Below are 15834 nucleotides of genomic sequence, written 5' to 3' on the forward strand. Positions count from 1 at the left end.
ACGCGCTACTTGCCTCTGTAAGCCTCGCGCACGATCACGCGCGCCGGAATCTCGCGCAGTTGCGGTGACGCGTCGAGCACGCGGATGTCGTAGGTGTACAGCCCCGGCGACAGCGGCAGGCGTGTCAGTTCGGCGTGAAGCGCACGCGCGCCCCACGAGGTCAGCACCGGACGCGGCACATCGCGATGGCGCAGCAGGCGCGAACCGTTCTCGCGGATCTCGTTGATCGTCACGCGTACGGTTGCTTCCGCGCCCGGCGATTTGCCGCCGCCGGCCAACGTCCAGGCCCGGCTGCGTTGTGCCTGGCCATCGAATGGATAGAGCAGCTCGATGGAGTAGATGTCCTGCTCGCGCACGGCGAAGCGGCCATGCGCGCGATGCCCCGGCTTGAGCTCGATGGGCTGCTCGAGTGGCGGCACCGGCGTACCGCTCGTGCATGCGCCGATGGCGACCAGACCCGCGATCGCCATCACGCGTGCTGCTCGCCCCATTGTCAGCGCGGGCCGCATCGGCTTCATCCGCGATGCTCCAGCGCCAGGTATTCGGCCGATTGCATTTCGATCAGGCGCGAGGCGGTGCGCTCGAATGCGTGTGCGAGTTTGTTGCCCGTGTACAGCGCCGGCGGCGCGGCCGCGGCGGTGCAGACCAGGTTGACGTGGCGGTCGTAGAGCTCGTCGATCAGGTGCACGAAGCGGCGTGCCGGATCGTCGTTGAGGCCGTCGAACAGCGGAATGCCGCCCACCAGCACGGTGTGGCACTCGGTGGCGATCTCGATGTAGTCGCTGGCCGCGCGCGGGCCTTCGCACAAAGCGGAGAAGTCGAACCAGGCATGGCCTTCGGCCAGCGCGCGCACCGGGATCTCGCGGCCGTCGATCACCAGCGGGCCCTGCTCGTGCGGACAGGTCGCGGTCAATCCGTGCCAGCGTTCGCCCAGCCATGCATCGGAGTTCGCATCGAGCGGCGTGCGGTAGACCGGCGAGCGCGTCAGCGCGCGCAACCGGTAATCCTGTGCGCTGTCGAGGTACAGCACGCGGCAATGCTTCTCGATCTGCGCGATCGCCGGGAGGAAGCGTTCGCGCTGCAGACCGTCCTTGTAGAGGTTCTTCGGCTCGGTGTTGGACGTCGTGACCAGCGCCACGCCCTCGGCGAACAGATGCTCGAGCAGGCGGCCGAGCAGCATCGCGTCGCCGATGTCGTTGACGAAGAACTCGTCCAGCACCAGCACGCGCAGCTTGCGGCCCCACTCGCGCGCGATCGTCACCAGCGGATCGCGCTCGCCGGCATGCATGCGCAGCTGCGCATGCACTTCGCGCATGAAACGGTGGAAGTGCGTGCGGCGCTTCTGCGCGAAGGGCAACGCGTCGTAGAACAGGTCGATCAGGAAGGTCTTGCCGCGCCCCACGCCGCCCCACAGGTACAGGCCGGGCGGTACCTCGTTCTTCTTGCCGAGCAGGCCGTCCAGCCAGCCGCGTCGCGGCGGCTCGAGCAAGGCTGCGTGGATGCGGTCGAGTTCGCGCAGAGCGGGATGCTGCGCGCGGTCGTCGTTCCAGTCGCCACTGGCGACGCCCGCGGCGTAGGCCGCAGACGGCGCCTGCTGGTTCAATGCAGGCTCGCGCAGCGCCGCGTTCGATGCGTTCATGCGGGATCGGTGGCTTGCGGAATGACCGGCGGCAGGTAATTGCGGACGCCGCATTTGATCGCGCCGCGCAGGTCGATCAGACGGCGATGGAAGAAATGGCTGGTGTCGGGCATGCGAACCAGCTCAGGCGGCTGGCGCCGCTGCTTGAGGCTGTCGATCCAGGCGTACACGGCCTGCGGATCAACGATCTCGTCGGCATCGCCCTGGATGATCAGCCACGGGCAATCCGGCGTGGCGAGCGTGCTGAAATCCCAGTTGCGGCCGGCGGCCGGCGGCGCGATCGAGATCAGCATGCCGGGCTTGAGCTCGGCCGCGCATTTGATGGTGATGTACGAGCCGAAACTGAAGCCGGCCAGCCACAGCTGCGCATCAGGACGTTGCTGGCGCACCCACGCCACGACGGCGCGCAGGTCGTCGGCCTCGCCTTCGCCATGATCGAAGCTGCCGCTCGATGCACCGGTGCCGCGGAAGTTGAAGCGCACCGTGGCGATGCCACTCTCTCGCAGCGCGCGCGCCGCCATCGTCACGACCTTGTTGTGCATCGTGCCGCCGTCGGTGGGCAACGGATGGCAGACGACGGCGACCACCGGGCGCGGCGGTGCTTCGGGCGCTTCGACGATCGCCTCCAGCGCGCCGGCCGGGCCGTCGAGCATCAGCGTCGTGGTGGCATCGGTCGGGAAGGCGGGTTGCATCATCGCGAACATGATACGGGCAGTCGCATTCAGGTCCCGTAATCCTGCGCTTCATCCAGCGCTTCAAATTGGGCTTTCAAAGAGTGTCACCTCAACGGTGCATGTCGAAGCCGAGCAGCAGCGGGTCGTGATCGGAACTGCGCCACGGGCCGTCGCCGCCGTCGCGGTAGCCCGAGGTCTCCGGTTCGTCGGCATTGCTGTGCCACTCCGCCGCGCCGCGCAGCCGGGCCGACAGCGACGGGCTGAGCAGGGCGTGGTCCAGGCGGCCGATCCGTCCGTCGTAGACATAGCTGTAGGGGGAGGCGACTCCCGCCACGGCGAAGGCGTCTCGCCAGCCGGCATCGGCCAGCGTGCGCACCGGCGATTCCTGTGCGTAGGCGTTCAGATCGCCGACGATGATCGCCAGATCGCTTCCGGATTTCGTCGGATCGCTCTTCAGCCAGGCATCCAGCCGGCGCGCCGATTCGGTGCGCGTGGCGTTCCAGCAGGCGGCGCCGTCGTGCTGGTCGCGGTCGGCCCCTTCGGCACCGCTGCATCCCTTGGACTTGAAGTGGTTGGCCGCCACGACGAAGGCCGGGCCAGAAGCGCGGCCGCGCTGCAGCGGCACGAACGCCTGCGCCATCGGCACCCGGCTGTGCGGACCGAACGGGCCGCCTTCCAGCGTGGCGGGCTTGCCCTGCGGCCGTACGCGGCCAGCGCGGTAGATCAGGCCGACACGGATCGGGTTGTCGCCCGGCCCCTGCCCGGCATTCACCGGGCGCCAGTCGCCGCCATCGGCGTTGAGCGCCGAGACCAGCGAGGCCAGGCTGGATTCGGGACCGTAACCGTCGTTCTCCAGCTCCATCAGTGCGACAACGTCGGCATCGAGTCCACGCAGCGTCGCGACATGCTTGGCCAGCTGCGCCGCCAACTCGGCCGGGCTGCGCGCGCCGCGCGGGGTCGGGAAGCCGCCGCCGTGACCATCGCCGTTGAACAGGTTTTCGAGATTGAGCGCGGCCACGCGCAGGTTGCCTTCGACCTGCGGAGGCTGCGGACGGCTTGCGGGCAGCAACTCCGGCGTGACGCTCAGATGCAGGCCGCGACCTGCGTCCGACTCGTCGAGCACGCCGGCCACGCGCTGCAACCGGCTGCCGGTGCGCGCATGGCTCATCGCGGCCGGCCAAACATCCGGAGTCGCCTGCAGCCACACCTGGCGTCGGCCGTTGTCGGACTCGACGGCGCGCCATTGGGCGCTGCCGGGTGCGGTGCGCTCGGACGCCTGCCACGGACGTTCCCCTAGGCTGGCGAGGACCCGGCCTCGGCGCTCGAGTTCATGGCTGCCGTCGAGGTTCAGCGGTTCGGTGAACCTCACCGACATGCCCTCGTAGCGTTCCCAGTCGGCGGGAGTGCCGGTCAGGTCGACGACCGCGGCCGTGCCCTGCCCCAGCTCGCGAACCTGCGGATGCAGCAGCGCGGTGCGCGTGCCGCCGCCTGCGGGTTGTTCGGCGACCTCGCCGCTGACCTGCACGCGATCGCCCGGAGTGACTGCCGACAACCCTTGCGGATCGTCTACCCACAGCGCGTCGGACGTGGCGTCATCGCCATCGCCCGCGTCCTGCAGGAACCAGCCCCCGCCCGCTTTCAATGTCACCACGCCTGCGACGGTGACGCGCTCGGCGACACGGGGGCTGGCCGCATCGCGGCCCTGCACCGTGCCGATGGCGACGACGCGGTTCGGCGACAGCGCGGCGGTGCTGCAGCCGATCAGCAGGCAGGAAGCGAGCGCGGCGGACAGCGGTCGGATGCGGGGCATGGCGGCGTGGCGAAGGGAAAGGCGCGCATTATCGCCACAGCCTGCGACGCCGGGTTGACCGTTCGCGGTGATGCGAGGCCGCGCCATCGCCAGAACGCGACCGTCAGAACACGATCGTCAGAAACCACAACGCCGCCCGGAGGCGGCGTTGGTATCGGCAAGCCCGAGAGGGCTTACTTCAGGTTTCCAATCATCCAGTCGACCGTGGCGATGACCTGCTCGTCGGTGAGGGCCGGGTTGCCGCCCTTCGCCGGCATCACGCCGGCCGAGCCGGTGAAACCTTCGATGGCGTGCTTGTGCAACGTGTCCGTGCCCTGGGCGATGCGCGCGGCCCAATGGGCCTTGTCCATCGTCGGAGCACCGCCGGCGCCGGAGGTGTGGCAGCCCGTGCACAGGTTGTTGAAGATCACCGAGCCATCCTTGGTGCCGCCGTAAGCGACCTGCGAGGCGGCCTTCGCGGCAGCGGCGGCAGCGGCGGCCTGCTGGGAGGCGGCACCGGTGGCGCCGGCATAGACCGCGCCAACCGGGGCGATGCGCTGCATCTGGCGCTTGGCGACGTCCGGGTTGATCTCGGCCGGCAGCTGGCCGTGGATGATCATCGCGCCGACGATGAGGCCGGCGGTGACGAGCACCAGGAAGCCGATCACCATCGAGAATTTCTTCAGGAATTCAAGGTCGTAATTGCGCACAAACCCACCTAGCTCACCAGTTGCGCATGCTCGAGCGGGCACGCGACGCCAAAATCAAGAGACCGCACGAGTGCGGCCGCGCGCCAGTATAAAGCCGCTCTCCGGCCCGGCACAGCAGGCCTGGACACAGGAGTGGCGCGCCCGGAGGGATTCGAACCCCCGACCAATGGCTTCGGAAGCCACTACTCTATCCGGCTGAGCTACGGGCGCCTGGCTGTTACCCGGCGACCTGGAACCAGCGCCACGCGGGGCTGGCATTCTAGCGGCAAAAGCACGCCCGCGTGCTGCTGCCGGCAGCCCGAGAGCCCATCCGCGTCCCCCAATCTGCTGAAACATGAGCTACGAACGCTTCGAAGTCCCGATCATCCCCGCATGGAAGACGCGACTGTCGCTGTACTGGCAACTGGTGCGCGGCGATCGCCCGATCGGCTGGCTGCTGTTGCTGTGGCCGACCTGGTGGGGCCTGTGGCTGGCCGCCGAGGGCATGCCGCCGTGGTGGACGCTGGTCGTGTTCACGCTGGGCGTATGGCTGACACGTTCGGCGGGCTGCGTGATCAACGACTACGCCGACCGCTGGCTGGACCCGCATGTCGAACGGACCAAGGGGCGTCCGCTGGCGACCGGTGCCGTGCGCGGCCGCGAGGCGCTGGCGGTGTTCGCGGTGCTGATGCTGGTCGCGTTCGGACTGGTGCTGACCCTCAATCGCCTGACCGTCTACCTGAGCTTCATCGGCGTGCTGCTGGCGGCCAGCTATCCCTACCTCAAGCGCCATACCTACCTGCCCCAGGTCTACCTCGGCCTGGCTTTCGGCTGGGGCATCCCGATGGCGTTCGCCGCCATCCGCGGCGAAGTGCCGCCGGTCGCGTGGCTGCTGTACGTGGCCAACATCCTGTGGTCGACGGCGTACGACACCTGGTACGCCATGGTCGACCGCGACGACGACCTGCGCATGGGCAGCAAGTCCACCGCGATCTTGTTCGGTGACCTCGACCTGGTCGCCATCGGCGTGCTGTACGGCCTGTTCTTCATCGCGCTGGCGCTGGTGGGCCAGCGGACAGGGCTCGGTACGTACTACTGGGCCGGACTGGCGGCAGCGGCGGTGCTGGTGGCCTACGAGTTCGTCATCGCCCGCAGCCGTCAGCGCGAGGCGTGCTTCCGCGCGTTCCTGCACAACCATTGGGTGGGTCTGGCGGTGTTCGCCGGTTTCGCTGCCGATCTGGCGTTGCGCCCCGCGGCGTGAGCACGCGCGGTCAGAACCGCTTCGTGAACCTGCGCAGGCGCCATCCCGCGACGATCTGCAGTGCGCCATAGATCAGCGCGGCCAAACCTATCCAGATCGTGACCAGGACCAGGCCCGCGCCCGGGTAGGCGATGAACACGATGCCCAGCACGATCGCGATCACGCCGCTGAAGGCCAGCATCCATTCGTTGTCGATCTCCTTGCGCACGCGGATGGCGAACACGATGCGGAAGATGCCGGCGATGATCAGCCACACCGCCAGGAACATCAGCAACACGCCGGCCGTCGCGACAGGATTGAGGATCGCCAGGCCGCCGAACAGGATCGACGTCAGCGCGTAGAGCGCCAGCCAGCCCTTCGGGATGGGCGTGTCCTTGCGGAACAGCGCGATCACGCTGATCACGCCCTCGGCCAGCGCCATCACGCCGAATGCCCACGCCAGCGATACCGCGGTGCGCGCCGGCCACGCGAACGCGGACAGCGCGAACAGCACCGCGATCACGCCGAACACGAGCAGCACCCACGCGCTGCGATTGATCCCCGTCAGCACACCGGTCTTCATGGCAGCCCCTCGACTGGTTGGCTGCGGCACGCGCCGCAGGCCGGGGCAGCGTGGCGGCAGCCCCGTTAAGGCGGAGCGATGAACGGGGGCAGGGTGGTGACTTCCGGCGCAGGTGCGGGCGCCGTGTCCGCGCTCCAATCCCGGTTCCAACCACCGCCACGGAGTCCGCCATGCGCCACGTCCGGCCGCTGCTCGTCCTTGGGTTTGCACTGCTGTCCTTGCCGGCAGCCGCGCAACAGGCGCCCGTTCGCGAACACCTGGCACCGTCAGGGTGGGAGGGCTCGTACCACGGGCTGCACTACACGCCGGTGGTACGCATCGGCGACCGCGTCATCGTGTCGGGCATTCCGGCCAGCGAAGGCGAGACCGACGAGGACAAAATCCGCTGGGCGTTCCAGCAGCTGGAAGCGCACCTGAAGACGGCCGGTGCCACGCTGGAGGATGTCGTGGAGCTGCAGAGCTTCCACGTCTCGACCGGCCACGAGGACTTCCGCCGCCGGGTCGAGCCGGTGCTCAAGGTGCATCGCGAGTTCTTCAAGGACCATTACCCGGCCTGGACGGCGGTCGGGACTACCGCGCTGTTCTCCAAAGGCGCGCCGATGGAGATCCGCGCCGAGGCGATCGTCGGTTCCGGCGCCCGCGCCCGCGCCGATATCCCCGAACCCAAGGCCAAGCGCTGACATCAGGGCACGCGTGCGCAGACCCACAGGTCCACGCGCGCAACGCCGGCACGGAGCAGGGCGGAAGCGGCCGCGTGCGCGGTGGCGCCGGTGGTCATGACATCGTCGACCAGCGCCACATGCGCCGGCAGCCCGCGACCTGCGTCGGCCGAGAAGGCGCCGCGCAGGTTGCGGCGGCGCTGCGATGCATTGAGACGGGACTGTGCGGCGGTGGCGCGGATCCGCCGCAGCAGGTCTGTGCGCAATGGCAGGTCGAGATGGCGTGCGAGCGGCCGGGCCAGCTCGAGTGCCTGGTCGTAGCCGCGTTCGCGTAGCCGGCCGGTGTGCAGCGGTACCGGCACCAGCGCCTGCGGCCGTTCGGCGGCAACCAGTTCCGAGGCCATCAACGCCGAAAGCAGCCGGGTGCTGGCCAGGTCGCCGTGGAACTTGGCGCGTGGCAGCAACCGGTCGAGCGGAAACCCGTAGACGAAGACGGCGCGGGCGGAGGCCTGCGGGGGCGGGCGTCGTAGGCAGGCGCCGCAGATCTCCGCACCGTCCGGCAGGGGGAGCCCGCATCGGCGGCAGGCGTTCCGGTTGAACGGCAGGGCGTCCCGGCAGTCCGCGCACAGGTCCAGGCCGTCCACGCCCGCGCATTCACAAAGCAGGCAACGCGGCGGCCACAGGGCCAAACCGAGCCGGGACAGCCAGCTGTAAACCTGGGCGCGCCCTGTTTGGTTGACAGTGGAGGGCATGCTTTCCAGACTGCCCGGCCTGTATTGCCGCCTCCGTCGGAAATCCCCCATGACAGCCGTCAGCGAAACCGCTTCCCCGTCCTCGATCCCGCGCCACGACTGGTCCCGCGCCGAAGTGCGCGCCCTGTTCGACCTGTCGTTCCCGGAGCTGCTGCACCGCGCCGCGAGCGTGCACCGCGCCAACTTCGATCCGGCCGAGGTCCAGGTCAGCACGCTGCTGTCGGTGAAGACCGGCGGCTGCCCGGAGGATTGCGGCTACTGCCCGCAGGCAGCGCGCTATCACACGGGCGTCGAGGCGACCAAGCTGATGTCGACCGAAGCCGTGGTCGAGAAGGCCAAGCAGGCCAAGGCCGCCGGCGCCTCGCGCTTCTGCATGGGCGCGGCCTGGCGTTCGCCGAAGGACCGCGACATCCCGAAGGTCGCCGCCATGATCTCCGAAGTGAAGGCGCTCGGCCTGGAGACCTGCGCCACGCTGGGCATGCTGTCTGGCGAGCAGGCCAAGGCGCTCCGCGAGGCGGGCCTGGACTACTACAACCATAACCTCGACACCGCGCCGGAGTTCTACAACCAGATCATCCATACGCGCGAGATGCAGGACCGCCTCGACACGCTGTCGCACGTGCGCGATGTCGGCATGAAGACCTGCTGCGGCGGCATCGTCGGCATGGGCGAGTCGCGCGAACAGCGCGCCGGCCTGCTGCAGACCCTGGCCAACCTGCCGGCGCATCCCGACTCGGTGCCGATCAACCGCCTGGTGCAGGTAGAAGGCACGCCGCTGGCCGGCACCGACCAGCTGGATCCGTTCGAATTTGTGCGTTCCATCGCAGTTGCGCGCATCCTGATGCCGCGTTCGATGGTGCGTCTGTCGGCGGGCCGCGAAACGATGAGCGACGAGCTGCAGGCCCTTTGCTTCCTGGCCGGCGCCAACTCGATCTTCTACGGCGAGAAATTGCTGACGACCGGTAACCCCGACACCGAGCGCGACATGGCATTGTTTGCGCGACTGGGCTTGAAGCCCATGGCACTGGTTGAACAGGGGAGCACCGTGCACGCCGACATCATCGAGACGCCTGTGGAAGCAGGCGCCGGCTCCATGAGCGCTGATTCCTGCAGCATTGCCTGCGCGCCGTCCTGCGCGGCCTGAGCCATGGCACGCGCGAACTGGCGTGAGCGGATCGAAGCGGCGCGCGTCCAGCGCGTGGCCGCGCAGCGCACGCGCGTGCGCCGCACGGTCACGCATCGCGACGGCGCGCGCGTGCAGGTGGACGGCCAGAACCTGCTGAACTTCTGCGGCAACGACTATCTCGGCCTGTCGCAGCACTTCGCCGTGATCGGCGCGCTGCAGGACACCGCCGCGCGCGAAGGCGCAGGCGGCGTCGCCTCGCACCTGGTCTGCGGCCACCATGCCGTGCACGAAGCGCTGGAGCGCGAGCTCGCCGAATGGATCGGCGCGCCGCGCGCGCTGCTGTTCGGCAGCGGCTACCTCGCCAACCTGGCGGTGGTGCAGGCGCTGCTCGACGACCAGTCGGTGTGCGTGCAGGACCGGCTCAACCACGCCAGCCTGATCGATGCCGCGCGCCTGACCGGTTGCCGGCTGCGCCGTTATCCGCACGGCGATCCCGAAGGCGCGATCCGCCAGCTGCGCAGCATGCCCGAGCAGATGGCGATGCTGGTCACCGATGGTGTCTTCAGCATGGACGGCGACGTCGCGCCGCTGCGCGAACTCGCGCTGGTCGCGCGCCTGCAGAAAGCGCTGCTCTATGTCGACGATGCGCACGGCGTCGGTGTGCTCGGCCCGGACGGTCGTGGCAGCGTCGCCGCCGCGCGGCTCGGCGTCGCCGAGGTGCCGCTGCAGCTGGCCACGCTCGGCAAGGCGCTCGGCGGCTACGGCGCCGCGGTGCTGGGCGAGGAGGACGTCATCGGCCACCTCGCCGAGACGGCGCGTCCCTACATCTACACCACGGCGATCCCGCCGGCGCAGGCGGCAGCCACGCTGGCTGCGGTGCGCCTGGCGCGCAGCGAACACTGGCGCCGCGACAAGCTGCGCGATCTCGTTGCCCGCTTCCGCGAACGTGCGCAGGGCCGCGGCCTGGAGTTGATGGAATCGAGCACGCCGATCCAGCCCGTGCTGTGCGGCGACGACGGCCGCGCGCTGGCTTTGGCGCAGGCGCTCGAACACGCCGGCTACTGGGTCGCGCCGATCCGCCCGCCGACGGTGCCGGAAGGCAAGGCGCGGCTGCGCGTGACGTTGTCGGCGCTGCACGGCATCGGCGATGTCGATGGCCTGGTCGACACGCTGGCCAAGGCGCGCGACCGCGCCGAGCTCGGCTTGCCGATCGTCGACGCGGCGCCGGCTGAGCCCGTGGCGGTGCGCCGCTTCGCGCCGGTGCGATGAGCGCCGAGCACGACCTCGCGCGGCTGCTCGCCGCGCTGCGGGTGTCGGCGCGCGAAGGCGAGTTCGTGTTCGTCAGCGTGCCGCACGGCGATACCGCACTGGCCGGCGCGGCTGAAGCCAGCCTGCGCGAGGAGGAAGGCATGACCTACGTCCTGCCGCGCGCACAGGCCGATGCGCGCGGACTGCAATACGGCTTCGTCGCGGCTTGGCTGACGCTCGGCGTCCATTCGGCGCTGGACGCGGTCGGCCTCACCGCGGCGGTGTCGTCGGCGCTGGCTCGACACGACATCCCATGCAACGTGCTTGCCGGCGTGTACCACGATCATCTGCTGGTCGCAGCCGACCGTCGCGACGACGCACTGGCCGCATTGGCGGCGTTGTCCGCGTCATCCCCCACGCATCTCTAGTTCCAAAGGCTGTACTCCCCCATGTACATCGAAACCCGCGGGCAGGGTCCCGCGATCGCGCTGATCCACGGCTGGGCCATGCATGGCGGCCTGTTCCAGCCACTCGTCGATCGCCTGTCCGACCGTTACACGCTGCACCTGGTCGACCTGCCCGGTCACGGCCATGCGCGCGACGACGCGCGTCCGCTCGATCCGTACGCGCTGGCGCCGGAACTGGTCGCGCGCGTGCCGGATGCGGTGTGGCTGGGGTGGTCGCTGGGTGGCCAGTTCGCGCTGCGCGCCGCGCTGGACCTGCCCGAACGCGTGCGCGGCCTGGTGATGATCGCCTCGTCGCCGCGCTTCGTCGCCGGCGAGGGCAGCGAGGCTGAAAGCTGGCCGCACGGCGTGTCGCCGCAACTGTTCCGCGATTTCGGCGACGCACTCGCGCGCGACTTCCGCGGCACGCTCGATGGTTTTCTCGCGCTCGAAGCCCTGGGCTCGACCAGCGCGCAGGAGGACCTGCGCTGCCTCAAGGCGCATTGCTTCGAGCGCGGCGAACCGGCCGAGCGTGCGCTGCAGGAGGGGCTGGTGCTGCTCGACCGCCTCGATGCACGCGCCGAGTTGCCGCACCTGAAAGTGCCGAGCCTGTGGATCTCCGGCCGTCGCGACCGGCTGGTGCCATCCGGTGCTATGCCCGCCGCCGCCGCACTCGCGCCCAACGCGCGCAGCGTGGTGATCGCCAGCGCCGGGCACGCGCCGTTCCTCGGCGCGACCGCGCAGGTCGCCGACGAGATCGATGCGTTCATGCAGCTCCTTCCCCCTCTCCCGCTCGCGGGAGAGGGCCGGGGTGAGGGCAGGCTCCGTGGCGGCGCGACGGTTTCGCCCCCATCCCAGCCTTCCCCCGCAAGCGGGGGAAGGAGCAGAACCGCATGAGCGACCTGTTCGACCACCGCCAGGTCCGCCGCGCGTTCTCGCGCGCCGCGCACGGTTACGACAACGCCGCCGCGCTGCAGCGTGAGGTGGCTTCGCGGCTGATGGAGCAGTTGGACTACCTCGACGATCCCGCGTTGAACCGCGCGCCGCCGCAGGTGGTGCTCGACGTCGGCTGCGGCCCCGGCCATGCCAGCGTCGCGATGCAGAAGCGCTGGCCGAAGGCGCAGGTGATCGCGCTCGACCTGGCGCTGCCGATGCTGCAGGAAACACGGCATAACGCTGGCGGCTGGCGGCCGTCGTTCCTGCCCGGCGTGTCGCGCCGTCCTGACGCGGTCTGCGCCGATGCGCGCGCGCTGCCGCTGCGCGACGGCAGCGTCGACATCCTGTTCTCGAACCTGTGCCTGCAGTGGGTCGAGGACCTGCCGGCGGTGTTCGCCGGGTTCCGACGCGTGCTCAAGCCCGATGGCCTGTTGCTGGTGTCCACGTTCGGGCCCGGCACGCTTTATGAACTGCGCGACGCGTTCGCGCAGGCCGACAACGTGCCGCACGTGAGTTCGTTTGCATCGATCGCGCAGTTCGGCGACGCACTGATCGCGTCTGGCTTCAAGAATCCGGTGCTCGATCGCGACGAGTTCGTGCTCGGTCATGCGGACCTCGGCAGTCTGATGCGCGAACTGCGAACGCTCGGTGCGACCAATGCCATGATCGAACGCCGCCGCAGCCTCACCGGACGCGCCCGTTTCGCGCGGGCCTCGCAGGCCTACGAGGCATGGCGCCGCGACGGCCGCCTGCCGGCGACCTGGGAAGTGATCTACGCCCACGCCTGGGGCCCGCAGCCGGGCACGCCGATCCGCGTCGGCGGTGTCGACGAGGTGCAGGTGCCGGTGAGCCGGATTCCGATCAGGAAGCGCCCATGAACCCGCGCCGCACTGCGCTGGCCGCGGTCGCCATCGCGCTCGCGTCGGCGTTCTTCTTCACCTGCACCTACGTGCTCAACCGCGCGGCCGCGGTCGACGGCGGGCACTGGGCCTGGACCGCGTCTCTGCGCTACCTGATCACGTTGCCGCTGCTGTTGCCGGTGATGCCGTGGCAGGGTGGGATCGCGCCGGTATGGCGCGCGATCCGCGCGCATCCAGGGCCGTGGCTGTGGTGGAGCGGCATCGGCTTCGTGCTGTTCTACCTGTGCCTGGCGTACGCGGCGTCGAGCGGGCCGTCGTGGCTGATCGCCGGTACGTTCCAGCTGACCGTGATCGCCGGCATGCTGTGCGCGCCGTTTCTCTACAAGGACCACCGCGCGCGGATTCCACTGCCGGCGCTGTTGTCCGGAATACTGGTCGTCGCGGGCGTGCTGACGCTGCAGTTCGGCCAGCGCGGCGGCGCGCTTGATGGTGATGCGTGGCTGGCACTCGTGCTGGTGGCGGTATCGGCGTTTGCCTATCCGCTCGGCAATCGTGGCCTGCTGCTGCACCTGGAGCGCGTCGGCGTCGAGCTCAACGCCACCCAGCGCGTGTTCGGCATGACGCTGGCGAGCCAGCCGCTGTGGTGGGCGATCGCGGCGTGGACGTTCTTCCACGCCGGTCCGCCGCCGCTGGGGCAGGTGACGTTCGCGGCCGGCGTCGCGCTGGGCGCGGGCGTGATCGCCACGGTGCTGTTCTTCCAGGCCACCGGCATGGTCCGCAACAATCCGACCGCGCTGGCGGCGGCGGAAGCGATGCAAGCCGCGGAGATCCTGTTCGCGACGCTGATCGGCGTGCTCTGGCTCGGCGAGTCGTGGCCGAGCGGCGACGCGCTGTTCGGCGCGGTGCTGGTGATCGCCGGCATCATCGTCTTCAGCCTGGTCGCGGCGCGTGCCGCCGCCGGCGACAAGCGCGCCACGCAGGAACTTCGCAGCGATCGCGGCGCCTGAGCGGCGCCGCGCGGGCATTCAGGCGGCGCCGTTTACAGTCGCATCGACTCCGTCCGGAACCTAGCCATGCCACGCAACGCGTTCATCATCGTCCGTCCGGTCGTACTCGCGCTGGGTCTGCTTGCCGGCACCCCGGCTCTGGCACAGGACTCCCTCGAATCGTGGGGTTTCGATCCGGCGGCGTTGCCGGCCACCGGGCAGGACCTGCTGACGCGTGCGCCGGATTCCGCGGTCGATGGCGTGTTCCAGGCGCTGCGCGAAACCTCGCGCCGGCCCGAGGACTCGCGTGCGTTGTGCGCGATGTTCGACCCGCAGGCGGACCGCGGCATCGACGGACTCAACACGCTCGCCTCGGAACTGGGCGAGGACAGTCGCGTGCGCTTCGCCGACGCGGTCACGCAGTTCGTCATCGCCGCCGCGCAGAATCCGCGGCAGCCGTACGACGCCGGCGCCGCGCGGCAGGCGTTGAAGGCTGCAGGCGTGCGCGCGGCGATTCTCGACGACGGCTTCGTCGCTGGCCTCAACGGCAACGACCATCCGGCCCGCTGCCGTTCGATCGGGCTGCTGCTCGATGCACTGCAGTCGCAACCGCTGGGCGAGCGCGCCGCGGTGACGAGGCTGATGCTGGAGGAAGGCCTGCAGCGCCTCACTTTGCAGGCGCCACTGCGTTGAGCCCTCAGGGCACCTTGTCGACGCGGAACATCACCCGCCCCTGGTACGGCGTGCCGAGTGCCGTGGCGCGATAGCCGCTCGAATCGATGCGCGCCTTCAGGCGCCGCCAGTAGTCTTCCTTGCAGATCCAGACCACGCCGGGCTCGTGCTCGGCCAGTTCGACCGCGAGCGGTTCGTCGTACTCCGGATTGAAGGGCGGCTCGTGCATCGGGTCCATCGAGATCTTCTCGATCTGCGTGCCGGTGCCCAGGTGCAGGTGCAGACCGTAACGGGCCATGTCCTCGACGAACACCACTTCGTAGACCGGCCCCGGGGCGCGCGCGAGGATCGCCTCGGCCCACTCATCCGCATTCTTGTGGGTCGGCCACCAAGCCGCCGCCAGTTTCATCGCCAGCACCAGCACGGCCCACGCCAGCAGCAGGGGCCAGCGGGGCAGGGCCCGGCCCTCGCGCTGGCGTTGCATCGCCGCGATCACCGCCATCGGCACGAACAGCGGCAGCAGGTAGAGCGGCATGCGCGAGCGTGCCAGGCAGAACAGCAGCAGCGGCGGCAGCACCCACAGCACCAGCAGCAGCCATGAAGCATCCTGGCCACGCCGCTGCGGATCGCGCCACCACGGCTTCACCTGCGCGGGCAGGCCGCGCAACCAGCGCCACAACGTCGGTGTCCAGGGCAGCGTGCCGACCAGCAGCGTGGGCACGTAGATCTCCAGCCAGCCATACCATTCGCCATGCCGGCCGAACTCGTTGGTGGTGACGCGGTTGATCACTTCGTCGCCGATGAAGTAGCGGAACAATCCCGGGTTGCCGTGTATCACGGCGACATACCAGGGCAGGGCGAGCACGGTGAACAACACGATGCCCGACCATTGCAGGGCCAGGGAACGGCGCTCGGGCATCAGGAAATCAAACGCCAGGATTACCAGCAGCGGCACGATGCCGGCCGGTCCCTTGGCCAGGAAGGCGAGGGCCAGGGCGATCCACATCAGCGCGATCCAGCCACGGACGTGTCGGCCGTAACCGAATCGTGCTTCGACGAACGCCCACATCGCCAGTGTCGCCGCGGCCGAGAGCAGGTAGTCGGTGGTGATCAGCTGTGACGCGCCGACGGTAAACAGCATCGTCGCGTAGACCACGGCGGCGGCGTGCTCGCTGCCAGGCGACAGGCGCCGCGCGATGCGCCAGGTGAGCCACACGCACAGCAGGTACGACAACGCCATCGGCAGGCGCGCGGCCCAGGGCTTGGCACCGAACACCGCCACGCTCGACGCGATCGCCCAATAGGTCAGCGGCGGCTTGGTCCAGTGGGCGACTTCGTGGTTGCGGCGCGGATTGAGCCAGTCGCCGCTGTCGAGCATGTTCAGCGCGACATTGGTGTAGCGGCCCTCGTCCGGGTCCCAGATGCTGCGGCTGCCGAGAAAGCCCAGGGCCAGGACCAGGGCCAGCACGGCGATCCAGAACGTGGGAGAGCGCACGATGCGCTGCATGGGGCCTCGCCGGCGGGGGGCCGCGGAAGAC

The 15834-nt window shown here is 69.5% G+C and carries 16 protein-coding genes, 1 tRNA gene and 1 pseudogene; 9 read left to right on the forward strand and 9 right to left on the reverse strand.

Annotation, left to right across the window (positions count from 1 at the left end):
- Positions 1-5 precede the first annotated feature (5 nt).
- The 6 genes from IU514_RS04600 to IU514_RS04625 all read right to left on the reverse strand — a co-directional run bounded on the left by IU514_RS04600 (position 6) and on the right by IU514_RS04625 (position 5022).
- A complete protein-coding gene (locus IU514_RS04600) occupies positions 6-518 on the reverse strand; it encodes a DUF5625 family protein (RefSeq protein WP_194929897.1) in 513 nt (170 codons plus the stop codon).
- The gene (zapE, locus tag IU514_RS04605) at positions 515-1603 is read right to left on the reverse strand and encodes a cell division protein ZapE (protein ID WP_194930000.1); all 1089 of its coding nucleotides are present in this window, start codon (positions 1601-1603) and stop codon (positions 515-517) included. The genes IU514_RS04600 and zapE overlap by 4 nt, the downstream gene beginning before the upstream one ends.
- Positions 1604-1635: 32 nt before the next feature.
- A complete protein-coding gene (locus IU514_RS04610) occupies positions 1636-2334 on the reverse strand; it encodes an alpha/beta hydrolase (protein WP_194929898.1) in 699 nt (232 codons plus the stop codon).
- 88 nt (positions 2335-2422) lie between these two features.
- A complete protein-coding gene (locus IU514_RS04615) occupies positions 2423-4123 on the reverse strand; it encodes an ExeM/NucH family extracellular endonuclease (protein WP_194929899.1) in 1701 nt (566 codons plus the stop codon).
- A gap of 173 nt (positions 4124-4296) precedes the next feature.
- The gene (locus IU514_RS04620) at positions 4297-4812 is read right to left on the reverse strand and encodes a c-type cytochrome (protein WP_194929900.1); all 516 of its coding nucleotides are present in this window, start codon (positions 4810-4812) and stop codon (positions 4297-4299) included.
- A gap of 133 nt (positions 4813-4945) precedes the next feature.
- Positions 4946-5022: transfer RNA gene (locus IU514_RS04625), tRNA-Arg, on the reverse strand.
- Between the two features lie 124 nt (positions 5023-5146).
- Here IU514_RS04625 and ubiA point away from each other — a divergent pair.
- On the forward strand, positions 5147-6052 hold the full coding sequence (ubiA, locus tag IU514_RS04630; RefSeq protein ID WP_194929901.1) for a 4-hydroxybenzoate octaprenyltransferase: 906 nt from the start codon (positions 5147-5149) through the stop codon (positions 6050-6052).
- A gap of 10 nt (positions 6053-6062) precedes the next feature.
- On the opposite strand, the gene IU514_RS04635 is transcribed toward ubiA, so the two are convergent.
- Positions 6063-6614 (reverse strand): HdeD family acid-resistance protein, encoded by a 552-nt coding sequence (locus IU514_RS04635; RefSeq protein WP_194929902.1) that lies wholly within the window; start codon positions 6612-6614, stop codon positions 6063-6065.
- A gap of 170 nt (positions 6615-6784) precedes the next feature.
- On the opposite strand from IU514_RS04635, the gene IU514_RS04640 reads away from it, so the two are divergent.
- Positions 6785-7294, forward strand: coding sequence for a Rid family hydrolase (locus IU514_RS04640; protein WP_194929903.1), 510 nt, complete (start codon positions 6785-6787; stop codon positions 7292-7294).
- Positions 7295-7296: 2 nt separating this feature from the next.
- Here the strand turns inward: IU514_RS04640 and IU514_RS04645 are convergent, their stop codons facing one another.
- Positions 7297-8025, reverse strand: a complete 729-nt coding sequence (locus tag IU514_RS04645) for a ComF family protein (protein WP_228760475.1) — start codon at positions 8023-8025, stop codon at positions 7297-7299.
- A 49-nt stretch (positions 8026-8074) separates the two neighbouring features.
- Between IU514_RS04645 and bioB the strand changes: the two genes are divergently transcribed.
- The 7 genes and pseudogenes from bioB (at position 8075) to IU514_RS04680 (ending at position 14317) form a co-directional block, all read left to right on the forward strand.
- A complete protein-coding gene (gene bioB, locus IU514_RS04650; protein ID WP_194929904.1) occupies positions 8075-9169 on the forward strand; it encodes a biotin synthase BioB in 1095 nt (364 codons plus the stop codon).
- Positions 9170-9172: 3 nt separating this feature from the next.
- Positions 9173-10420: an 8-amino-7-oxononanoate synthase gene (bioF, locus tag IU514_RS04655; protein WP_194929905.1), complete on the forward strand. Its 1248-nt coding sequence runs from the start codon at positions 9173-9175 to the stop codon at positions 10418-10420.
- Entirely contained in the window at positions 10417-10827 is a 411-nt protein-coding gene (locus tag IU514_RS04660; protein WP_194929906.1) for an ACT domain-containing protein, read from the forward strand. The genes bioF and IU514_RS04660 overlap by 4 nt, the downstream gene beginning before the upstream one ends.
- A 21-nt stretch (positions 10828-10848) precedes the next feature.
- A pseudogene (gene bioH, locus IU514_RS04665) lies at positions 10849-11625 on the forward strand (pimeloyl-ACP methyl ester esterase BioH); the annotation flags it as partial.
- A 110-nt stretch (positions 11626-11735) separates the two neighbouring features.
- Positions 11736-12656 carry a malonyl-ACP O-methyltransferase BioC gene (gene bioC, locus IU514_RS04670; protein WP_194929908.1) on the forward strand — a complete coding sequence of 307 codons (921 nt, stop codon included), beginning with the start codon at positions 11736-11738 and terminating at the stop codon, positions 12654-12656.
- Positions 12653-13645 carry a multidrug resistance efflux transporter family protein gene (locus tag IU514_RS04675; protein ID WP_194929909.1) on the forward strand — a complete coding sequence of 331 codons (993 nt, stop codon included), beginning with the start codon at positions 12653-12655 and terminating at the stop codon, positions 13643-13645. The genes bioC and IU514_RS04675 overlap by 4 nt, the downstream gene beginning before the upstream one ends.
- 66 nt (positions 13646-13711) lie before the next feature.
- Positions 13712-14317 carry a hypothetical protein gene (locus tag IU514_RS04680; RefSeq protein ID WP_194929910.1) on the forward strand — a complete coding sequence of 202 codons (606 nt, stop codon included), beginning with the start codon at positions 13712-13714 and terminating at the stop codon, positions 14315-14317.
- A 4-nt stretch (positions 14318-14321) separates the two neighbouring features.
- Here IU514_RS04680 and IU514_RS04685 read toward each other — a convergent pair whose 3' ends face one another.
- Positions 14322-15803: an ArnT family glycosyltransferase gene (locus tag IU514_RS04685; RefSeq protein WP_194929911.1), complete on the reverse strand. Its 1482-nt coding sequence runs from the start codon at positions 15801-15803 to the stop codon at positions 14322-14324.
- Positions 15804-15834 lie beyond the last annotated feature (31 nt).

Origin of the sequence: Lysobacter niastensis, from assembly GCF_015453285.1 — a bacterium.
In the GTDB taxonomy this organism is placed as follows: domain Bacteria; phylum Pseudomonadota; class Gammaproteobacteria; order Xanthomonadales; family Xanthomonadaceae; genus Lysobacter_J; species Lysobacter_J niastensis.

Excerpts from the sequence above, each read along its gene's own strand:
- IU514_RS04600 (WP_194929897.1), bottom strand. The coding sequence starts at position 518 with ATGAAGCCGATGCGGCCCGCGCTGACAATGGGGCGAGCAGCACGCGTG.
- IU514_RS04610 (WP_194929898.1), bottom strand. The coding sequence starts at position 2,334 with ATGATGCAACCCGCCTTCCCGACCGATGCCACCACGACGCTGATGCTC.
- IU514_RS04615 (WP_194929899.1), bottom strand. The coding sequence starts at position 4,123 with ATGCCCCGCATCCGACCGCTGTCCGCCGCGCTCGCTTCCTGCCTGCTG.
- ubiA (WP_194929901.1), top strand. The coding sequence starts at position 5,147 with ATGAGCTACGAACGCTTCGAAGTCCCGATCATCCCCGCATGGAAGACG.
- IU514_RS04635 (WP_194929902.1), bottom strand. The coding sequence starts at position 6,614 with ATGAAGACCGGTGTGCTGACGGGGATCAATCGCAGCGCGTGGGTGCTG.
- IU514_RS04640 (WP_194929903.1), top strand. The coding sequence starts at position 6,785 with ATGCGCCACGTCCGGCCGCTGCTCGTCCTTGGGTTTGCACTGCTGTCC.
- IU514_RS04645 (WP_228760475.1), bottom strand. The coding sequence starts at position 8,025 with ATGCCCTCCACTGTCAACCAAACAGGGCGCGCCCAGGTTTACAGCTGG.
- bioB (WP_194929904.1), top strand. The coding sequence starts at position 8,075 with ATGACAGCCGTCAGCGAAACCGCTTCCCCGTCCTCGATCCCGCGCCAC.
- bioF (WP_194929905.1), top strand. The coding sequence starts at position 9,173 with ATGGCACGCGCGAACTGGCGTGAGCGGATCGAAGCGGCGCGCGTCCAG.
- IU514_RS04660 (WP_194929906.1), top strand. The coding sequence starts at position 10,417 with ATGAGCGCCGAGCACGACCTCGCGCGGCTGCTCGCCGCGCTGCGGGTG.
- bioC (WP_194929908.1), top strand. The coding sequence starts at position 11,736 with ATGAGCGACCTGTTCGACCACCGCCAGGTCCGCCGCGCGTTCTCGCGC.
- IU514_RS04675 (WP_194929909.1), top strand. The coding sequence starts at position 12,653 with ATGAACCCGCGCCGCACTGCGCTGGCCGCGGTCGCCATCGCGCTCGCG.
- IU514_RS04680 (WP_194929910.1), top strand. The coding sequence starts at position 13,712 with ATGCCACGCAACGCGTTCATCATCGTCCGTCCGGTCGTACTCGCGCTG.
- IU514_RS04685 (WP_194929911.1), bottom strand. The coding sequence starts at position 15,803 with ATGCAGCGCATCGTGCGCTCTCCCACGTTCTGGATCGCCGTGCTGGCC.